This is a genomic window from Sphingomonas faeni, assembly GCF_003053745.1.
GTDB lineage: Bacteria > Pseudomonadota > Alphaproteobacteria > Sphingomonadales > Sphingomonadaceae > Sphingomonas > Sphingomonas faeni.
Genome location: NZ_QAYE01000002.1, coordinates 132,800 through 149,517, shown reverse-complemented (window position 1 = coordinate 149,517; position 16,718 = coordinate 132,800). Strand labels below are relative to the sequence as shown.

Here is a 16,718-nt window from a genome sequence, read left to right as displayed (position 1 = left end):
GCGGTTGACGCCGCCCCGCATTTGCCCCGCTGTGGCGGCACCTGACGGTTTCGAAGCGGGGACGCGGACGATGGTTAATCACCCTTTGCGTATCGTGATCGCCGGTGGCGGCACCGCCGGCTGGATGGCGGCGGCGACCTTCGCGCGGTTCCTGGAGACGGGATACGAGATCGACCTGATCGAGTCCGACGCTATCGGCACGGTCGGGGTCGGCGAAGCGACGATCCCGCAGATCCATTTGTTCAACGATGCGCTCGGCCTAGACGAAGACGCGTTCCTCCGCGCGACCGGCGGCACGTTCAAGCTCGGCATCGAGTTCGTCGACTGGTTCAAGCCGGGCCATCGCTACATGCATGCGTTCGGCGATGTCGGTCGCGATGTCGGCTTGCTGCCGTTCCACCAATATTGGCTGCGCGCGCGGTCGCTAGGACTCGCCGGCGATCTTGGTGCCTATTCGCTCAACACGCATGCGGCGCTCGCCGAGCGGATGCAGCGTGGTCCTGCCCGTACCGCGCGCACGCTGCCGTCGATGCCGTACGCCTATCATTTCGATGCGGGGCTCTACGCGCGCTACCTGCGGCGCTATTCGGAAACGCGCGGCGTCAACCGGATCGAGGGCAAGATCGTCCGCGTCACCCGCGACGGCGAGAGCGGCGATGTCTCCGGTCTCGTGCTGGAGAACGGCACCACCGTCGCCGCCGACCTGTATATCGACTGCAGCGGCTTTCGCGGGCTGCTGATCGAGGAAGCGCTCGGCACCGGGTACGAGGACTGGACGCACTGGCTGCCGTGCGACCGCGCCATCGCGGTGCCGTCGGCGCGAAGCGAGGCGTTCACGCCGTACACGCGTTCGACCGCGCATACCGCTGGCTGGCAGTGGCGGATCCCGTTACAGCATCGCACCGGCAACGGCGTCGTCTTCTCCAGCGCGCACATGAGCGAGGACGAGGCGACCGCCACGTTGCTCGCCGGTCTCGACACGCCGGTGATGGCCGATCCGCGGACGATCGCATTCCGCACCGGCCGCCGCAAGCGGATGTGGAACCGCAACGTCGTCGCGCTCGGGCTCGCCGCCGGGTTCATGGAGCCGCTCGAATCCACCAGCATCCACCTGATCCAGTCGGCAATCTCGCGATTGCTCAAGCTGCTGCCCGGCCGCGTCGTCGCCGACGCTGATCGCACCGAGTTCAACCGCCAGAGCGACTTCGAATACGAACGCATCCGCGACTTCATCATCCTCCACTACAAGGCGACGGCGCGCGACGACACGCCGTTCTGGCGCCAGTGCCGCGACATAGCCGTCCCCGACACGCTCGCCGCAAAGATCGACCTGTGGCGCGGCAACGGACACATCGTCCGCGAGCATGAGGAGCTGTTCACCGAAGTCGGCTGGCTTCAAGTGTTGGCGGGACAAGGCATCATGCCGGCGGGCCACCACCCGCTGGCCGACGCGATATCGACGAGCGACCTGGGGGAATTCATGGACACGATCGACAAGCTGAACGCGCGCGAAGCGGGCCAGATGCAGGACCACGCGGCGTTCGTTGCGCAGCATTGCGCGTCACCGGCAGGGCTCGGCGCATGAGCATTGCCGCCGCCATCCTGCTCGCGCTGTCCGGCGCGGCCGCCGTGCCGCCCGCCGACTACCGCGCGCGTGCGCCGCAGGACGAAGTGATCTATTTCGTCCTGCCCGACCGGTTCGAGAACGCCGACCCGAGCAACGATCGCGGCGGGATCGCCGGCGATCGCCTCAAGACCGGCTATGATCCGACCGCGAAGGGCTTCTATCACGGCGGCGACCTGAAGGGCCTGACCAAGCGGCTCGATTACATCCAGCATCTCGGCGCGACCGCGATCTGGCTCGGGCCGATCTTCAAGAACAAGGCGGTGCAGGGGTCGCCCGGCCACGAGTCCGCGGGCTATCACGGATACTGGATCACCGACTTCACGCAGGTCGATCCGCATCTCGGCACCAACGCCGACATGACCGCCTTCGTCGATGCCGCCCACGCGCGCGGGATGAAGGTGTATATGGACATCATCATCAACCACACAGCCGACGTGATCCAGTACCGCGAATGCGCGGTCGGCATGCCCTGCCCGTACCGCGACCGCGCGACGTATCCGTACCAGCGGAAAGGCGGCGTCGGCGGCAAGGCTATCAATCCGGGGTTCGTCGGCGACGGCGTTCAGACTGCGGCGAACTTCGCCAAGCTGACCGACACGACCTACGCTTACACGCCTTACGTGCCCGCCGCCGAGCGCACCGTAAAGGTGCCGGCGTGGCTCAACGACCCGATCTATTACCATAATCGCGGCGACACGACGTTCATGAACGAGAGCTCGACGATGGGCGATTTCTCGGGGCTCGACGACGTGATGACGGAGAACCCGCGCGTCGTGTCTGGCATGATCGACATCTTCGGATCGTGGATCGACCGGTTCAAGGTCGACGGCTTCCGCATCGATACCGCGCGCCACGTGAACCCCGAATTCTGGGAGCAGTTCGTGCCCGCGATGCTCACGCGGGCGCAGGCGAACGGCATCCCGAACTTCCACATCTTCGGCGAGGTCTCGGATCACGAGATTCGCCCTGCGGTGCTCGCGCAGCATACGATCGTCGACAAGCTGCCCGCGGTGCTAGACTTCGCGTTCCGCCAGGCGGTGGTCGAGACGGTCGCGGGCACGCGTGGCACCGATGCGTTCGAGGCCTTGTTCGACGGCGACGTGCTGTATGCGAAGGGCGCCGACACCGCGGCGATCCTGCCGACCTTTACCGGCAACCACGATGACGGGCGTTTCGCGACGTTCGTGCGGAAGGCGTTCCCGCAGGCGTCCGACGAGGAGGTTCTGAAGCGCGTGCTGCTGTCGAACGCGATGCTGCTGACGTTGCGCGGCGTGCCGACGATCTATTCGGGCGACGAACAGGGCTTCGTCGGCGACGGCAACGACCAGGACGCACGCGAGGACATGTTCGCGTCGAAGGTCGCGATCTATAACGACAATCGCCTGCTCGGCACGACCAAGACGACCGCGACCGAGAGCTTTGGCGAGACCAATCCGTTGTTACGCCAGATCGCGGAGCTTTCCAAGGTTCGCGTTGGGCATCCGGCTCTCACGCGGGGCCGGACGGTCATTCGCAGCCGGAGCGAAACGCCGGGACTGCTCGCCGTCTCGCGCTTCGATCCGACGACGGGTGCGGAAACCCTGCTCGCGTTCAACACGTCGGCCAAGCCGATCACGCAGGCGGTACAGGTCGAGACCGTTTCCAACCGCTTCACTACGCTCGCCGGCACATGCGCGCCACGCGCTGCCGCCCCCGGCAGTGTCACACTAACCCTGCCAGCGTTCGGCTATGCCGTTTGCGCCGCGGAGACCCGTTGATGCCTGCACGATTGCCTGAAGCCGCCGCCGACCTTCCGTGGTGGAAGGGCGCGACGATCTACCAGATCTATCCCCGTAGTTTCGCGGACTCGAACGACGACGGGATCGGCGACCTGCCGGGCATCACCGCGCATCTCGATTATGTCGCCAGCCTCGGTGTCGACGCGGTGTGGTTGTCGCCGTTCTTCACCTCGCCGATGAAGGATTTCGGCTACGACGTGTCGGATTACCGCGACGTCGATCCGATCTTCGGCACGCTCGCCGATTTCGACGCGCTGATCGCACGCGCGCATGCGCTGGGGCTCAAGATCATCATCGATCAGGTCTATTCGCACACCTCGGAAGAGCATGAGTGGTTTCGCCGGAGCCGCGCGTCGCGCAGCAGCGACAAGGCGGACTGGTACGTGTGGGCCGACGCCAAGCCCGACGGCACGCCGCCGTCGAACTGGCAGTCGGTGTTCGGCGGCCCCGCCTGGACCTGGGATGCGCGGCGCGGGCAATATTACATGCACAATTTCCTCAAGGACCAGCCGCAGCTCAACGGGCATAATCCCGCGGTGCAGGACGAATTGATCGCGACGGCGCGGTTCTGGCTCGACCGCGGCGTCGATGGCTTCCGCCTCGATGCGATCAACTTCGCGATGCACGACCCGGCGCTGACCGACAATCCGCCCGCGCCTGCGACCAATCGCGCACGCACACGGTCATTCGATTTCCAGCAGAAGCTGCACAACCAGAGCCATCCGGACATCGTCGGCTTCATCGAGCGAATCCGCGCGCTGCTCGACGAATACGGCGCCGGGTTCACCGTGGCGGAAGTCGGCGGCGACGACAGCGACCGCGAGATGAAGCTGTTCACCGGCGGTAACGGTCGGCTCAACAGCGCCTACGGCTTCGACTTCCTGTACGCGGACCGGCTGACGCCCGAGCTGATCGTCGATGCGGTCGGCAACTGGCCCGATACGCCGGGTCTGGGTTGGCCGAGCTGGGCGTTCGAGAACCACGACGCGCCGCGCGCGGTGTCGCGCTGGACCACGCCCGACCAGCGCGAGGCGTTCGCGCGGATGAAGATCCTGCTGCTCGTCGCGTTGCGCGGCAACATCTTCCTGTATCAGGGCGAGGAGCTGGGCCTGACGCAGGTCGACATCGCGTTCGACGACCTGCTCGACCCGGAAGCGATCGCGAACTGGCCGCTGACCTTGTCGCGAGACGGCGCACGTACGCCGATGCCGTGGATCGGCGCGGCGCCCGATCTCGGGTTCGGCAGCACCGAGCCTTGGCTCCCGTTCGGCGAGGATCACCGCGCGATCGCGGTCGACGCGCAGGAAGCGGACGCGACATCCCTGCTGCATTGGACGCGGGCACTGATCGCCGCGCGTAAGGCGCATCCGGCGTTACGGCTGGGGAGCCTGCGGATCGTGCACAGCGACGATGCTGTGATCGCTTTCGAGCGAGAATCCGACGACGAGACGCTGCTCTGCGTGTTCAATCTCGGCGGCGAAGGGCGCGGCTGGCCGGCCGGCATCGCGACCGACGGCAATATGCTGTTCGCGACTGACGGCGCCGACACGACGACGCTGCCGCCGCTGTCCGGGCTGGTGCTCCGGCGGTGATCGACGGGCTCGGCCAGCATATCGTCATCCTCGGCGGGGGCACCGCCGGATGGATGACCGCGTGCCTCATCGCGCATCGCTGGCGGGATCGCGCCGTCCGCGTGACCTTGGTCGAGAGCCCGGAGATCGGCATCGTCGGCGTCGGCGAAGGATCGACGCCGCAGTTGAAGCACTTCTTCGACACGCTCGGTATCGCCGGAGCCGACTGGATGCCGGCGTGCGACGCGACCTACAAGCTCGGGATCGGCTTCGAGGGCTGGTCGGACCGCGAGGGGTATGACCAGTATTTCCACCCCTTCCCTACCGAGCTCGACGGCCACGCCGCGCCGCAGTTCTTCTACAACACGCGGGCAAGGCGGACCGGTCGCGACGTCGAGGCGCACCCCGACCAGTTCCTGCTCCCTGCCCGCCTCGCTGCTCAGAACCGCGCGCCGCAGCCCGCCGCGAATTTCCCGTTCGAGGTCAGCTACGGCTATCACTTCGACGCGTACAAGGTCGGTGCGTTCCTCGCCACGCATGCGACCGAGATGCTGGGCGTCGTCCATCTCCAGCGCCGGATCGCCAGCGTCGAGCGTGCCTCGACCGGCGAAATCACCGCACTGATCGATACCGATGGCGAGCGTATCGCCGGCGACTTCTTCATCGACGCTAGCGGGTTCCGGAGCACGATCTTCAGTGCGCTGGACGTGCCGTTCGTCAGCTATGCCGACGCACTGTTTAACGACCGCGCGGTGGTGATGCCTACCGCGCATCCCCCCGGCGCGCCGATCCCCAGCCAGACGCGCGCGACCGCGCTGTCGGCCGGCTGGGCGTGGCACATCCCGCTGACCAGCCGAAACGGCAACGGTTACGTCTACTCCAGCCGCCACCTGACCGAAGCTCAGGCAGAAGCAGAGTTGCGCGCACACATCGGCACCGACGCCGGCGAAGCGCGCCACCTCAAGATGCGCGTTGGCCGGGTTCGCGACAGCTGGTCGCACAACGCACTCGCGGTCGGGCTGGCACAAGGATTCCTCGAGCCACTCGAGGCGACCGCGCTGCATCTCGTCATCGCCACCGTCGAAGCGTTCCTCGACATGGTCGACCAGGGCGGCGCGACCGAAGCGGTCCGGGCCGCGTTCAACACGCGGATCGCCGCGCGTTATGACGGCGTCCGTGATTACATCGTCGCGCATTACCGGCTCAACCAGCGCCACGACGACCCGACCGGCTATTGGGCAGAAGCGCGGAGAGTCGAAGCGCTATCCGACGACCTGAAGATGTTGATGTCGACCTGGTTCACCGGCGGCGACATGGTCGCGGCGATCGATCGCGCCGGGCTCGGCCGCTATTATTCCGCGATCAGCTGGCACTGCCTGTTCGCGGGCTACGGCACCTTCCCCAATGCCGCGCGGCTCAGCCCGCCCGGCGCCGATATCGATCCCATCGACCTGCCAAAGATCGACAATTTCCTGACCCGTTGCGCATCGAATTTCGGGTCGCACGCCTCTCGCCTCCGCGACTTAGCGGACCACAAGGATACCGTATGAAACGCCTAGCCCTCCTGCTCGCTGCCACCGGCGTGTGCAGCGTCCCCGTCTACGCGCAGACGCCCGCAGCGGCCGCCGCACCCGCGCGCACATTGACTCCACGGAGCGACGGTATCGACGTCCATGTCGGCACGACCACCACGCGGATCACCGCGATGACCGACGGTCTTATCCGCGTCCGCGTCGCCAAGAACGGCGTGTTCCCGGAGGACGCCAGCTGGGCCGTCCTCGCCGCAATCCGCCACCATAAGATCGCCGTCACCGCCGCCCCGGACGGCTTCACCACCGCCAGCGTCCGCGTGCGTGTCGGTGCCGGCGGCGCGATCACCTTCGAGACGCTCGACGGAAAGGTCATCTCCGCCGATGCCGCGCCCGTCGCGACCGACGGCAAGGCATTCGCGATCTCCAAGACTCTGCCAATCGCCGAGCATTTCTACGGCTTGGGCGACAAGACCCAAGGGCTCGACCGGCGCGGGCACGGCTTCGTCGACTGGAACACCGACGCGTTCGGGTTCAGCAGCGCGGACGACCCGATCTACAAATCGATACCCTTCTTCATCGGCACCGGCGGTGCGGGCGGCAGCTACGGCATCCTGCTCGACAACACGTTCCGCACCTGGTTCGACTTCGGCCACCGCGATGCCGAGACGCTCTCGTTCGGCGGCCCCGACGGCCCGATCGACTATTACTTCATCGCCGGACCATCGATGGCCGAGGTCACGCGCCGCTACGCCGACCTGACCGGCCACGCCCCACTCGCCCCGAAATGGGCGCTCGGTTACCAGCAGTCGCGCTACAGCTATGGCAGCGCCGACGAGGTCCGCCAGATCGCCGCGCGCCTGCGCAGCGATCGCGTACCGACCGACGTCATCTGGCTCGACATCGGCTATCAAGATCGCAACCGCCCCTTCACCACCGACGCCAAGACTTTCCCGGACCTGCCCAAGCTCGCCACCGAGATGAAGGCGGACGGGATCAAGCTGGTCGCGATCACCGACCTTCACATCGCCGCGGTCGAACAGGGCTATGCGCCCTACCAGAGCGGGATGAAGGCCGACGCGTTCATCAAGAACGCCGATGGCAGCCCGTATGTCGCGCCGGTCTGGCCCGGCCCGTCGGTATTCCCGGACTTCACCAAGACCGCCGCGCGGACCTGGTGGGGCGAGCAGTATAAGGGCTTCCTAGACGCCGGGATCGCAGGGTTCTGGAACGACATGAACGAGCCGGCGATCTTCGAGACCCCGACCAAGACGATGCCGCTCGACACCCGCCACCGCATCGACAGCGACGATTTTGTGGCCCGCATCACCGATCACCGCGAAGCGCACAACGTCTACGGCATGCTCAACACGCGCGCCACGTATGACGGTCTGCTCAAGCTGCGCCCCGACGAGCGCCCGTTCGTGATGACGCGCGCGAGCTATGCCGGCGGGCAGCGTTATGCGGTCACCTGGACCGGCGACAACAGCGCGACCTGGGATCACCTGAAGCTGTCGGTGCAGCAGATCATCAACCTCGGCCTGTCGGGCTTCGGCTACAGCGCCGCCGACGTCAGCGGGTTCGCCGGTGGCCCGAGCCCCGATTTGCTCACGCGCTGGACCGAGATCGGCGCGTTCACGCCGGTGTTCCGCAATCATTCGGCGACCGGCACGCCCCGCGTCGAGCCCTGGGTCGACGGCCCCGACCATCTCGCGATCCGCCGCCGCTTCATCGAGGAGCGCTATGGCCTGATGCCGTATTTCTACGCGCTGGCGGATCAGAACGCGCGGTTCGGCGATCCGATCATGCGGCCGGTGTTCTACGATTATCCCGCCGCCGCGACTGCGTCATGCGACCAGTCGATGGCGTTCACCCTCGGCAAGTCGCTGCTGATCGCGCCGCCGCCCAAGCCGGAGTCGCCGCAGACCTACGACGTGTGCCTGCCCGCGGGCAGCTGGTATGATTACTGGACCGGCCAGCGCGTCGGCACGCCCGAGCCCGCCGCCGCCGGCCCGATCCAGTCGGCGACGCAAGCCGTGCCGACCGCACGCACGCTCGGCGACCGCGTGACAGAAACGCCGCGCCTCGATCGCCTGCCCGTGTTCGTCCGCGCCGGGACGATCCTGCCCCGCCAGCCCTTGGTCCAGAGCACGAGCGAAACCCCGAACGGTCCGCTGCGGCTCGACGTCTATCCCGGCGCGGACTGCACGGGGACGCTTTACGAGGACGACGGCCGCACGCTGGCGTACACGCGCCGCGGCTATTTCCGCCAAACGGTGCGCTGCACGATCACGCCGACCGGCCTGTCGATCGACTTCGCCACGCCCGAGGGTAGCTTCAAGCCATGGTGGAAGACCATCGCGATCACCGTCCATGGTTGGGATGGTGCCAGCACCGCCAGGGTAAAGGGTAAGCAGACCAACATCGTTCAAGACTCGGCCGCCGGAACATCGACGTTGGTCATTCCACAAATGAATATTGCCGGCGCGGTACACTTGGACGGACGGCAGGTGGCGATTGGACAAGGGCCGAAAACCATTTCGCTGCGGTAATTTCGATTAGCAGTTCGCTGTGAACGGCCGGCGTGTCGGGGAAGTGGGAATCGAAGTTTTCGACGTTCCACACATCGATAACGCCAGCAGCCGGTAGCGACCTTTGAAAACGTCACGACGATCTCATTGTCCGCCGGGGGGTAGGCACGCTCGACGGCTCGTACGATATGCTCGCTCGACCGCCAGACTATGTCGTGGCGGCGAGCCGGATCGGGAAGATTACCCGGTAGCCGCCTAGTCGAGCGACCCATAGGTCGAGTAATCGACGCTCGGTGGACCGTAGTCGTCAGCGAACGATAGCTTAAGCACGCGGTTAGCGGGGACGGCGTTCAAATTGGATATGCAGCCTCGCCCAAGAATTCTCGTGCTCGCAGATACATTGCCGAACCTAGCGGCGCATAGATCGATTTCGTGGGATCTTGCGACTGCACCTACCCGATCAGGCCGGCGGGTTGCCTGATCCGCCGTTGAGTGCAGCGGGATGTTTGTGGGCATCGGTAACGGAAGCGCGGGCTGGCGCCGCATCCGCGCTGCTCCCGGCGAGCATGCCGTTCAACGAACTACCGGTCATGCCGAGTTCCGCCATCAGGCCATCGATGAGCGGGCCGCCGACGCGGTAGCGCATCGCCGCCGCGACCGCAGCATCGGCGAGGTTGCCTTGGCCGCCGCCGGACGCGCCATCGCTGCCGCCGTCGCCGTCGCCGTCGCCGTGTAGCCCTCTAGCATCGAGGATGCTGATCTTGTCAATGTTCTCCATCGGCTTGCTCGCGGCAGCGATGATCGCGGGCAGCGCTTCGAGCATCGCGCGGCGGATCAGCAGCGCGGTCTGCGAGTCGCTAAGCAGGTTGGTCGCCTCGTTGAGCGATGCCTGACCTGCCGCGTCGACCTTGAACGCCGCCTCGCGCCCTTCCGCCCGGGCCTTCTCGGCATCGGCTTCGGCGGTCGCCTCGGTGCGCAGGGCACTGGCGCGAGCCTCTGCCGCTTCCTTCTCGGCGGTCGCGGCGACGGTTATGCCGACGGCCTCTTCCTGCGCGCGCTGGGTGGCGGCGATCACCGCAACATTCTTGTTGCGGTTGGCGATCTCGGTTGCCTTGGCGGTGGCAACGCTTTCCTCGGCGCGGACGGCGAGCGCGCGGGCCTCGTTCGCTGCGGCGGTAGCGGTCGACTCCTCCTCGGATTTCTGCGCGGTCTGCACCGCGGTCGTGATGCGGGCGATCTCGATGGTGCGGTCGCGCTCGATCGTCGCGGTCTGGATCGCGCCGTCGCGCGCGATCGTGGCGGTCTGGATCACCTTGTCGGCTTCGGTCTGCGCGACCGTCTGCGCCTGGCTGGCGGTGATGCGTGCGATCTCGGCGAGACGGGTCTGCTCGGCCTCGGCGGTTGCGATCGCGGTCGCCTGCTCGGCGCGGCGGGCGGACAGCGTCTGTTCCTGCGTCAGGCGAGCCTGTTCGGCCGCCTGCGCGATCTCGAGCGACTGGTTGTTCGCGTCGAGGTTACGCTGCTCGATCTCGACACGGTTGGTGGCGACGATGTCGTTGCGGATCTTCTTGCGCTCCTCGATCGTCCGCGTGAGCACGGTCAGCCCCTCGGCATCGAATGCGTTGTTCTCGTTGAAATGCTCGAACGCGGTCTGGTCGAAATGCGTGATGCTGACCGACTCGAGCTGGAAGCCGTTCATGTCCAGATCGGTCATCAGCGCCTCCTGCACCTTCTGGATGAAGTCGGCGCGGTTGGCGTGGAGGTGCTCCATCGTCATCGTCGCGGCGACCGAGCGCAGCGCGGAGACGAGCTTGCCGTCGAGCAGCGACTTCACCGCATCGGGGCTATTGACCGAATCGCCGAGCGTCTGCGCGGCGGCGGCGATCGACTCCGCGTCGGGTTTCACCTTGATATGGAACAGCCCGACGACGTCGACACGCAGCTTGTCGAGCGTGATCAGCGCGTCCTTGTTGAGGCGCGACACCTCCAGCTTCACGGTGGTCAGGCGGACCTGCATCAGTTCGTGCAACACCGGGATCACCATGATGCCGCCGTTGAGCACGACCTTCTCGCCGCCGAAGCCGGTGCGGATCAGCGCCACGTCCTTGGTCGCGCGGCGATATAGCCGGGTCAGGATGATGCCGATCACGACCAGTGCGAACAGCACGATGCCGGCGTAGATCAGGACGTTCAGAAGCTGTGCGGGCATGAAACCCTCCCCGGTTATGCGTTGGTTAGATCGACCGCAGAAGCGCGTTGGCCTCGGGCAATGCGTAGAAGAGTTTGCCGTCGCGGCGGACGATCAGCGCGGTCTCGCCGGTGGCGATCGCGTCGGTGTCGTCATGCGGCTCGACCATGATGAAATGCGCCTGGCCGTGCTGGTCGACGATTTTCGCGCGGGCGGGCGATCCGCGGCGGGCGGTGCCTTCGAGGATCGTACCGCGGCGGCGGAGGAAGTCGTCGGTCGAGATCACGCTGGTCTCGAAGCCGGGCATGATCCGGGCGAGGCCGTTGGCGGCGAGCGTGTTGAGTAGGCTACCGGCGATCAATGCACCACCCGAGGCGAGGCCCCAGTGCAGCGGGGCGCCGGCCAGCGCGGTCGCGCCCTGCTGGATGGCGATCCCGGCCAGCGTGAAGCAGCCAAGCAACGAGGTCAGCCAGATCAGGATCGGCAGTTCATGGCCGAGCCCGAGCCAGTCGAGCACGCTGCCGCCATCCGCTTCGGCATGGACGTCAGCGTGGAGATCGAGATGACCGAGCCCAAGACCGATCGCCTCGATCAGCCCGATCCCGATCATCACGACGAACGCGATCGCGAACGTCGCGTAAGCCGGCGTCAGGAATATCGCGAACATAGGCCGTGGCGCCGGTGAGGACTCTGGTTCTGCATCGGCGAACGGGTAACGGACAGGCGACAACGCTTCGTTACGAGACGCCGGCCGATCCGGTCTTTGTACTCCATGCGTCGATACTCCCCAAGGCGAGGCTAGCTCTACGTCGAGGCGTTCGCAACGCAGGACGAGGGAAACCGGCCGGGTTTCGATCCATCCTCCGGGAGCGCGAAGATGAATGCCAGCGGCTTATGAAGCATCCTAAGCTCCGGTGCGGTAGCAATATCGGCGCCGTTGATCGGCGCACCCGGCGCGCGTATCGCGCTGGAATGACACGCACTCGACCTTGGCGAAAAGCCCTGATCGCGCTGTTCGTCGCGGTAGTGGCCTTCACGGGCTATCACGCGGTCCGGACGGTCAGCGACGCGATCTATTGGAACGCGCACCGCGACGAGCCGATCGAGCGGTGGATGACGATAGGCTATGTCGCCCATTCGTATCACGTCCCGCCCCACGTCCTGCATCAGGCGTTGAACCTGCCGCCGATGCCGGACCGTCGTCCACTCGGTCGGATCGCGCGGGACAGCGGACGTTCGATGACGCAGATCGAGGCGAAGCTGATGTATGCGATCGTCCACGCGCGGCCGCCCTACCCGCCGCCCGGCCCGCCGCCACGACCGTTCATGCGGCCAGCTTCGTCGACGGCGTCCCCCGCCAAATGACCGACCAGCTGCTTGAACTGCTGACGACCTACGGGCTCCCCGCACTGTTTGGTGCAATGATCCTCGCCGCAGCGGGCATGCCGTTCCCCAGTTCACTGATCTTGATCGCGATGGGTTCGTTCGTCGCGCAGGGGGAGCTCTCATTCTGGCCTGTGATCTTTGCGGGTGCCTCCGGCGCCATCGTCGGCGACCAGCTCGGCTACGCCTTCGGACGATACGGCGGTCGGCCTTTGCTCGCAGCGGTCACGAGGCGGATCGGCGGGGCGGACAAGGTGGAGCAGGCGGAAGCCTATTCGCGCAAATGGGCGGGTTGGGGCATCTTCTTCAGCCGGTGGCTGATCGGGCCGCTGGGACCATGGATCAATGTCACCAGCGGACTGACCGAGTATCCCTGGGTACGGTTCATCGTCCTCGACGTCGCGGGCGAAGTGCTATGGCTACTGATATACGTTTCGCTGGGTCGCGCCTTCAGCGACCAGGTTCAGACGATCGCAAGCCTGCTCGGCAACCTGACATGGGTTATCGTGGGCTTGCTGGGCGCCGGGCTGCTCGGTTGGAAACTGTTCGGCCGTTCGACCGAAGGCTCGGATGATGCGGCATGATCAGCTCTGGCAAAGCAGCGCTCCCCACTTAACCTCGTCCGTGGGCGCAGTCGTCGGGCACCACCGGCTTCTCCGTCAGGCCCGCTGCTCAAGCGCGGTCCGGGTCTGTGCGCTCCAGGTCTGGCCGCCGCGCAGAAAGGCGTACCAGCCATAGATCGCGCCCGCGTGACGCAACAGCTGGAAGCTGAACGGTTCGGCGATCGCGGCGACGATCGCGGGGCCGAGGTTCAAGCCCTCGCGCTGCCCGGTCCAGCGCTTATAGATGCCGAGCGACCAAAGGTGGAAGCTCAGGTCGATTGCGATCTTGGCGATCATCACGAGCAGGATCGGGAAGGCGAGCGTGTAGCGACCGGTGACGACGAGGCCGATCAGCACCGCAAAGGCTGCCAGCCCGTAGATCGGCTGCACCGTATCGAGCGCCTTCACCGGGAGCATCCGCGTGCCCAGCCGCCCGTAGCGCGCGTTGCCGACCATGTCGCGGTTCCAGTGCTGCGTCTGTAGGAAGCCGCCGAACCAGCGCTGGCGCTGCTTCAGGAAAGCGGGGATGCTGGCGGGCGCATCGGTTCGCGCCAGCGCGCCACCGACGACCCGCACCGTCCAGTGCAGCCCGGCGTCGTGGGCATGGCGGTGCAGCCGGTGGATCAGCTCGTAATCCTCCACCATGCAATCGGGATCGAAACCGCCGACCGTCAGCACCGCATCGCGCCGGAACGCCGCGAAGGCGCCCGATATCAGCAACAGTCCGTCGATCCGCATCCACGCGTCGCGCGACAGGAAGTTACGGACATATTCGTAGGACTGGAACCACTCGAATATCCGACCGCTCACACTTGGACCGCAGATCGGTGCCAGCACCCCGGTGGCCGCCACCAGCTCGGGCTCCGCTGCAAAGGCGGCACGCATCGCCGCGATCGAGCCGGGCTCGATCAACGTGTCGGCATCCACGGTCAGCACCACGTCCGTCGCGATCCGCTCGAGCGCGGCATTGAGCGCGCGCGCCTTGCCGCCGTGCGGCAGTCGCAGCCACTGAAGCCGCGTGTGCCCAATCTCGATCTCGACGAGTCCCCCGATTGGTGGCGTCGCCAACGCATAGCCCGCCGCCATGGCGGACGGCGTATCGTCGCTCGATCCGTCGTCGGCAATCAGGATCGCCTCGGGCGGCTGGTCCTGGGCAAGGAGCCGGTCGATCGCCAGCCGGATCACGCCTGCCTCGTTATGCGCGGCGACGATCACGCCGAAGCTCGGCTGCACGCCGCTCGGGGCCGGCGTCGCGGTCTGCGCGAGATGGCGGATCTGCCACGCCGTAAAGACGAGCAGCGCCGTGTCGTACAGGATGTACGCGATCCCGACCGACCATATGGCGAGCCCCTGGCGCAGGAACACCTGCGCGATCAGGACGACGAACACCAGCGGGGCGGCCAGGCCGATCAGCCGGCTCGCTAGCGGGATCGGCCGTGGCGACAGACGCGGCGACTGTGCGGTAAAGATAGCCGAGAGGGATTGCATCGACCAGCGCCTAACGCTCGCTTGCTGAACCCGCTATTGCAGAATGTGTCGAGGACCGAGAATCGGCATGAGGTGGTGGAGCGGGTTGTAGCGGATGAAGAGCAGATACACGGGCGTCGCCATCGCCTTCCACTGGCTGATCGCGGTGGGGATCGTCATCAACGTGACCCTGCCCTGGCTCTGGCCACATCTTGCCGACGACCGCGTGCGCCCCGCGATCGACCTGCACAAGTCGGTCGGGATCACGATCCTCGGCCTGGCGATCATGCGCCTGCTTTGGCGGCTTACGCATCGGCCTCCCCCAATGCCGACCAATTATCAAAAATGGGAAATCGGCGCGGCGCATGTGACCCACTGGCTGCTGTACGCGCTGATCTTTGCGATGCCGCTGACCGGCTGGATCATGGACTCCGCGTACAAGGATGCGGCGACCCACCCGATGTTCCTGTTCGGACTGTTCGAATGGCCGCGGATCGGCACGATATTGACCCTGCCGCCCGCCACGCGCGACGCCGTCCACGATGGTTTCGGCGCCTCTCACGTCTACCTGTCCTACCTGCTCTATACTCTGGTCGCGTTTCACATCGGCGGCGCGCTCAAGCATGAATGGATCGATCGACACCGCGAACTGCGCCGCATGATGCCAGTTTGGCGACGACACTGACAGGAGCCGGCTAAGCAGACGCCTCGCAGCAAGACCTGCCATACCGATTGGCGGACGTTCGCTGCCGATGTCGACGGCCTCGCGCACATCGGAGCAAATTGAGCCATTTGCCCTGCCGTGCCGCTCCCGGCTAGGGCGCGACGCGCAGGAGATCATTCATGAAAACAGCGCCGGTCGCCATTCTCTACCAAGCGCTTCCGCCACCGTTGATCGACGGCTTGCGAAAGGACGCAAAGCCTGGCGGGTATTCGGATGGCGGCGCCGACATCGCGTTCGCATTGCGGACGTCAGGCGTGAATGTGGTCACGCCCACATCCTTGCCAGACCCTGCCAAGGCACTCGATTGGGTATTCCCGGACACGGTCGAGGGCATCCGAAGCGCCGGCACTGCGGGCGCATCGGTCCTGTGGGCGAACACGGCCCTGTTCGAAGGACATCCGCTGGAGACGGCGATGGCCGACTTCGACATCGTCGGGCAGATCCCTGCCGCAATGCAGGCGTTCGACGACAAGTTCGAGACCAACCAACTCCTTGCCGAGGCTGACCTGCCGGTAGCGCGATCGTTTCTGCTGTCCGGCACGGGCAAGGAGAACGTCTGTGCGCTGGCCGATGTCGAGCAGGCGTGTGCTTCCCGCGGCATGTCCTTTCCGATGATCGTCAAGCCGGTACGCGGACGTGGCAGCCAGGGCGTAACCCTGGTGGAAAACCTCGGCGATTTGCGCGATGCCGCGACTGCGCTGATCGAGGCTGCCACCTTCGGCGACATGCTGATGGTGGAGCAGTTTCTTGGCGGTGACGAGATGACCGTCACCATCATGCCGCCCGCGTCCCCGCGTCCGGACGGTTCGCGGGCACCGGCGCACTGGGCGTTGCCGCCCGTGTACCGCTTCGATCAGCGTGGCGGCATAGCGCCGTATAATGGCGACGTTCCGGTTACAGCCAACAGCGTCGCGATCGACCCCGATCGGCTGCGCGATCCCGCAATCGCGACGATGATCGATAGCTGTGTAGCGGCGGCCGCGCTGGTCGACGCTCGCACCGCGATCCGGATCGATTGCCGGGCCAATCGCGATGGTATTTTCAAATTATTCGACCTCAATATGAAACCCAACATGACGGGGCCGGGCCGGCCGGGGCGCGAAGATCAGGACTGCCTGTCGGCGATCGCCGCCCGCGCCGAGGGGTGGAGCTATGTGGATCTTTTGCAGGCGATGCTTGCTGCCAAATGGAGGTTCGATTCCTCGACCGAGGCTTAGCGACGCAAATTATCTATTGGGCGTGGCCTGCCTATACCTTCGCTAAACGCTCGCACGATCTGCTCTGATTGACATGCCCACATGACATTTCTGTCATTTTG

At 65.8% G+C, this 16,718-nt stretch carries 12 protein-coding genes; 9 read left to right on the top strand and 3 right to left on the bottom strand.

Annotated elements, in window-relative coordinates:
- The first annotated feature begins 70 nt into the window (after window positions 1–70).
- The 5 genes from C8J25_RS05425 to C8J25_RS05405 are packed head-to-tail and all read left to right on the top strand — an operon-like array spanning window position 71 to window position 9,057.
- Window positions 71–1,585: a tryptophan halogenase family protein gene (locus C8J25_RS05425; RefSeq protein WP_107952957.1), complete on the top strand. Its 1,515-nt coding sequence runs from the start codon at window positions 71–73 to the stop codon at window positions 1,583–1,585.
- The gene (locus C8J25_RS05420; RefSeq protein ID WP_107952955.1) at window positions 1,582–3,384 is read left to right on the top strand and encodes an alpha-amylase family glycosyl hydrolase; all 1,803 of its coding nucleotides are present in this window, start codon (window positions 1,582–1,584) and stop codon (window positions 3,382–3,384) included. The genes C8J25_RS05425 and C8J25_RS05420 overlap by 4 nt, the downstream gene beginning before the upstream one ends.
- Window positions 3,384–4,997, top strand: coding sequence for an alpha-amylase family glycosyl hydrolase (locus C8J25_RS05415; RefSeq protein ID WP_107952952.1), 1,614 nt, complete (start codon window positions 3,384–3,386; stop codon window positions 4,995–4,997). The genes C8J25_RS05420 and C8J25_RS05415 overlap by 1 nt, the downstream gene beginning before the upstream one ends.
- Window positions 4,994–6,526: a tryptophan halogenase family protein gene (locus C8J25_RS05410; RefSeq protein WP_244186799.1), complete on the top strand. Its 1,533-nt coding sequence runs from the start codon at window positions 4,994–4,996 to the stop codon at window positions 6,524–6,526. The genes C8J25_RS05415 and C8J25_RS05410 overlap by 4 nt, the downstream gene beginning before the upstream one ends.
- Window positions 6,523–9,057, top strand: coding sequence for a glycoside hydrolase family 31 protein (locus C8J25_RS05405; protein ID WP_107952950.1), 2,535 nt, complete (start codon window positions 6,523–6,525; stop codon window positions 9,055–9,057). Before C8J25_RS05410 ends, C8J25_RS05405 begins: the two co-directional genes overlap by 4 nt.
- A 439-nt stretch (window positions 9,058–9,496) precedes the next feature.
- Here the strand turns inward: C8J25_RS05405 and C8J25_RS05400 are convergent, their stop codons facing one another.
- Window positions 9,497–11,245: a flotillin family protein gene (locus C8J25_RS05400; protein ID WP_107952948.1), complete on the bottom strand. Its 1,749-nt coding sequence runs from the start codon at window positions 11,243–11,245 to the stop codon at window positions 9,497–9,499.
- A 25-nt stretch (window positions 11,246–11,270) separates the two neighbouring features.
- Complete coding sequence (locus C8J25_RS05395) at window positions 11,271–11,891, bottom strand: OB-fold-containig protein (protein WP_107952945.1); 621 nt, start codon at window positions 11,889–11,891, stop codon at window positions 11,271–11,273.
- A gap of 305 nt (window positions 11,892–12,196) precedes the next feature.
- Here C8J25_RS05395 and C8J25_RS05390 point away from each other — a divergent pair, with 305 nt between their 5' ends.
- Window positions 12,197–12,589, top strand: a complete 393-nt coding sequence (locus tag C8J25_RS05390; RefSeq protein ID WP_107952943.1) for a hypothetical protein — start codon at window positions 12,197–12,199, stop codon at window positions 12,587–12,589.
- Entirely contained in the window at window positions 12,586–13,191 is a 606-nt protein-coding gene (locus tag C8J25_RS05385; RefSeq protein WP_107952941.1) for a DedA family protein, read from the top strand. Before C8J25_RS05390 ends, C8J25_RS05385 begins: the two co-directional genes overlap by 4 nt.
- Before the next feature lie 75 nt (window positions 13,192–13,266).
- Here C8J25_RS05385 and C8J25_RS05380 read toward each other — a convergent pair whose 3' ends face one another.
- Window positions 13,267–14,697, bottom strand: coding sequence for a glycosyltransferase family 2 protein (locus C8J25_RS05380; RefSeq protein ID WP_107952939.1), 1,431 nt, complete (start codon window positions 14,695–14,697; stop codon window positions 13,267–13,269).
- Between the two features lie 94 nt (window positions 14,698–14,791).
- Between C8J25_RS05380 and C8J25_RS05375 the strand changes: the two genes are divergently transcribed.
- Window positions 14,792–15,361 (top strand): cytochrome b, encoded by a 570-nt coding sequence (locus C8J25_RS05375; RefSeq protein WP_107952936.1) that lies wholly within the window; start codon window positions 14,792–14,794, stop codon window positions 15,359–15,361.
- Between the two features lie 158 nt (window positions 15,362–15,519).
- Window positions 15,520–16,617, top strand: a complete 1,098-nt coding sequence (locus tag C8J25_RS05370; protein ID WP_107952934.1) for an ATP-binding protein — start codon at window positions 15,520–15,522, stop codon at window positions 16,615–16,617.
- Window positions 16,618–16,718: the final 101 nt, after the last annotated feature.

What these genes read in the sequence shown, in the direction of transcription:
- C8J25_RS05425 (WP_107952957.1), top strand. Translation starts at nt 71, where the DNA reads ATGGTTAATCACCCTTTGCGTATCGTGATCGCCGGTGGCGGCACCGCC.
- C8J25_RS05420 (WP_107952955.1), top strand. Translation starts at nt 1,582, where the DNA reads ATGAGCATTGCCGCCGCCATCCTGCTCGCGCTGTCCGGCGCGGCCGCC.
- C8J25_RS05415 (WP_107952952.1), top strand. Translation starts at nt 3,384, where the DNA reads ATGCCTGCACGATTGCCTGAAGCCGCCGCCGACCTTCCGTGGTGGAAG.
- C8J25_RS05405 (WP_107952950.1), top strand. Translation starts at nt 6,523, where the DNA reads ATGAAACGCCTAGCCCTCCTGCTCGCTGCCACCGGCGTGTGCAGCGTC.
- C8J25_RS05400 (WP_107952948.1), bottom strand. Translation starts at nt 11,245, where the DNA reads ATGCCCGCACAGCTTCTGAACGTCCTGATCTACGCCGGCATCGTGCTG.
- C8J25_RS05395 (WP_107952945.1), bottom strand. Translation starts at nt 11,891, where the DNA reads ATGTTCGCGATATTCCTGACGCCGGCTTACGCGACGTTCGCGATCGCG.
- C8J25_RS05390 (WP_107952943.1), top strand. Translation starts at nt 12,197, where the DNA reads ATGACACGCACTCGACCTTGGCGAAAAGCCCTGATCGCGCTGTTCGTC.
- C8J25_RS05385 (WP_107952941.1), top strand. Translation starts at nt 12,586, where the DNA reads ATGACCGACCAGCTGCTTGAACTGCTGACGACCTACGGGCTCCCCGCA.
- C8J25_RS05380 (WP_107952939.1), bottom strand. Translation starts at nt 14,697, where the DNA reads ATGCAATCCCTCTCGGCTATCTTTACCGCACAGTCGCCGCGTCTGTCG.
- C8J25_RS05375 (WP_107952936.1), top strand. Translation starts at nt 14,792, where the DNA reads ATGAAGAGCAGATACACGGGCGTCGCCATCGCCTTCCACTGGCTGATC.
- C8J25_RS05370 (WP_107952934.1), top strand. Translation starts at nt 15,520, where the DNA reads ATGAAAACAGCGCCGGTCGCCATTCTCTACCAAGCGCTTCCGCCACCG.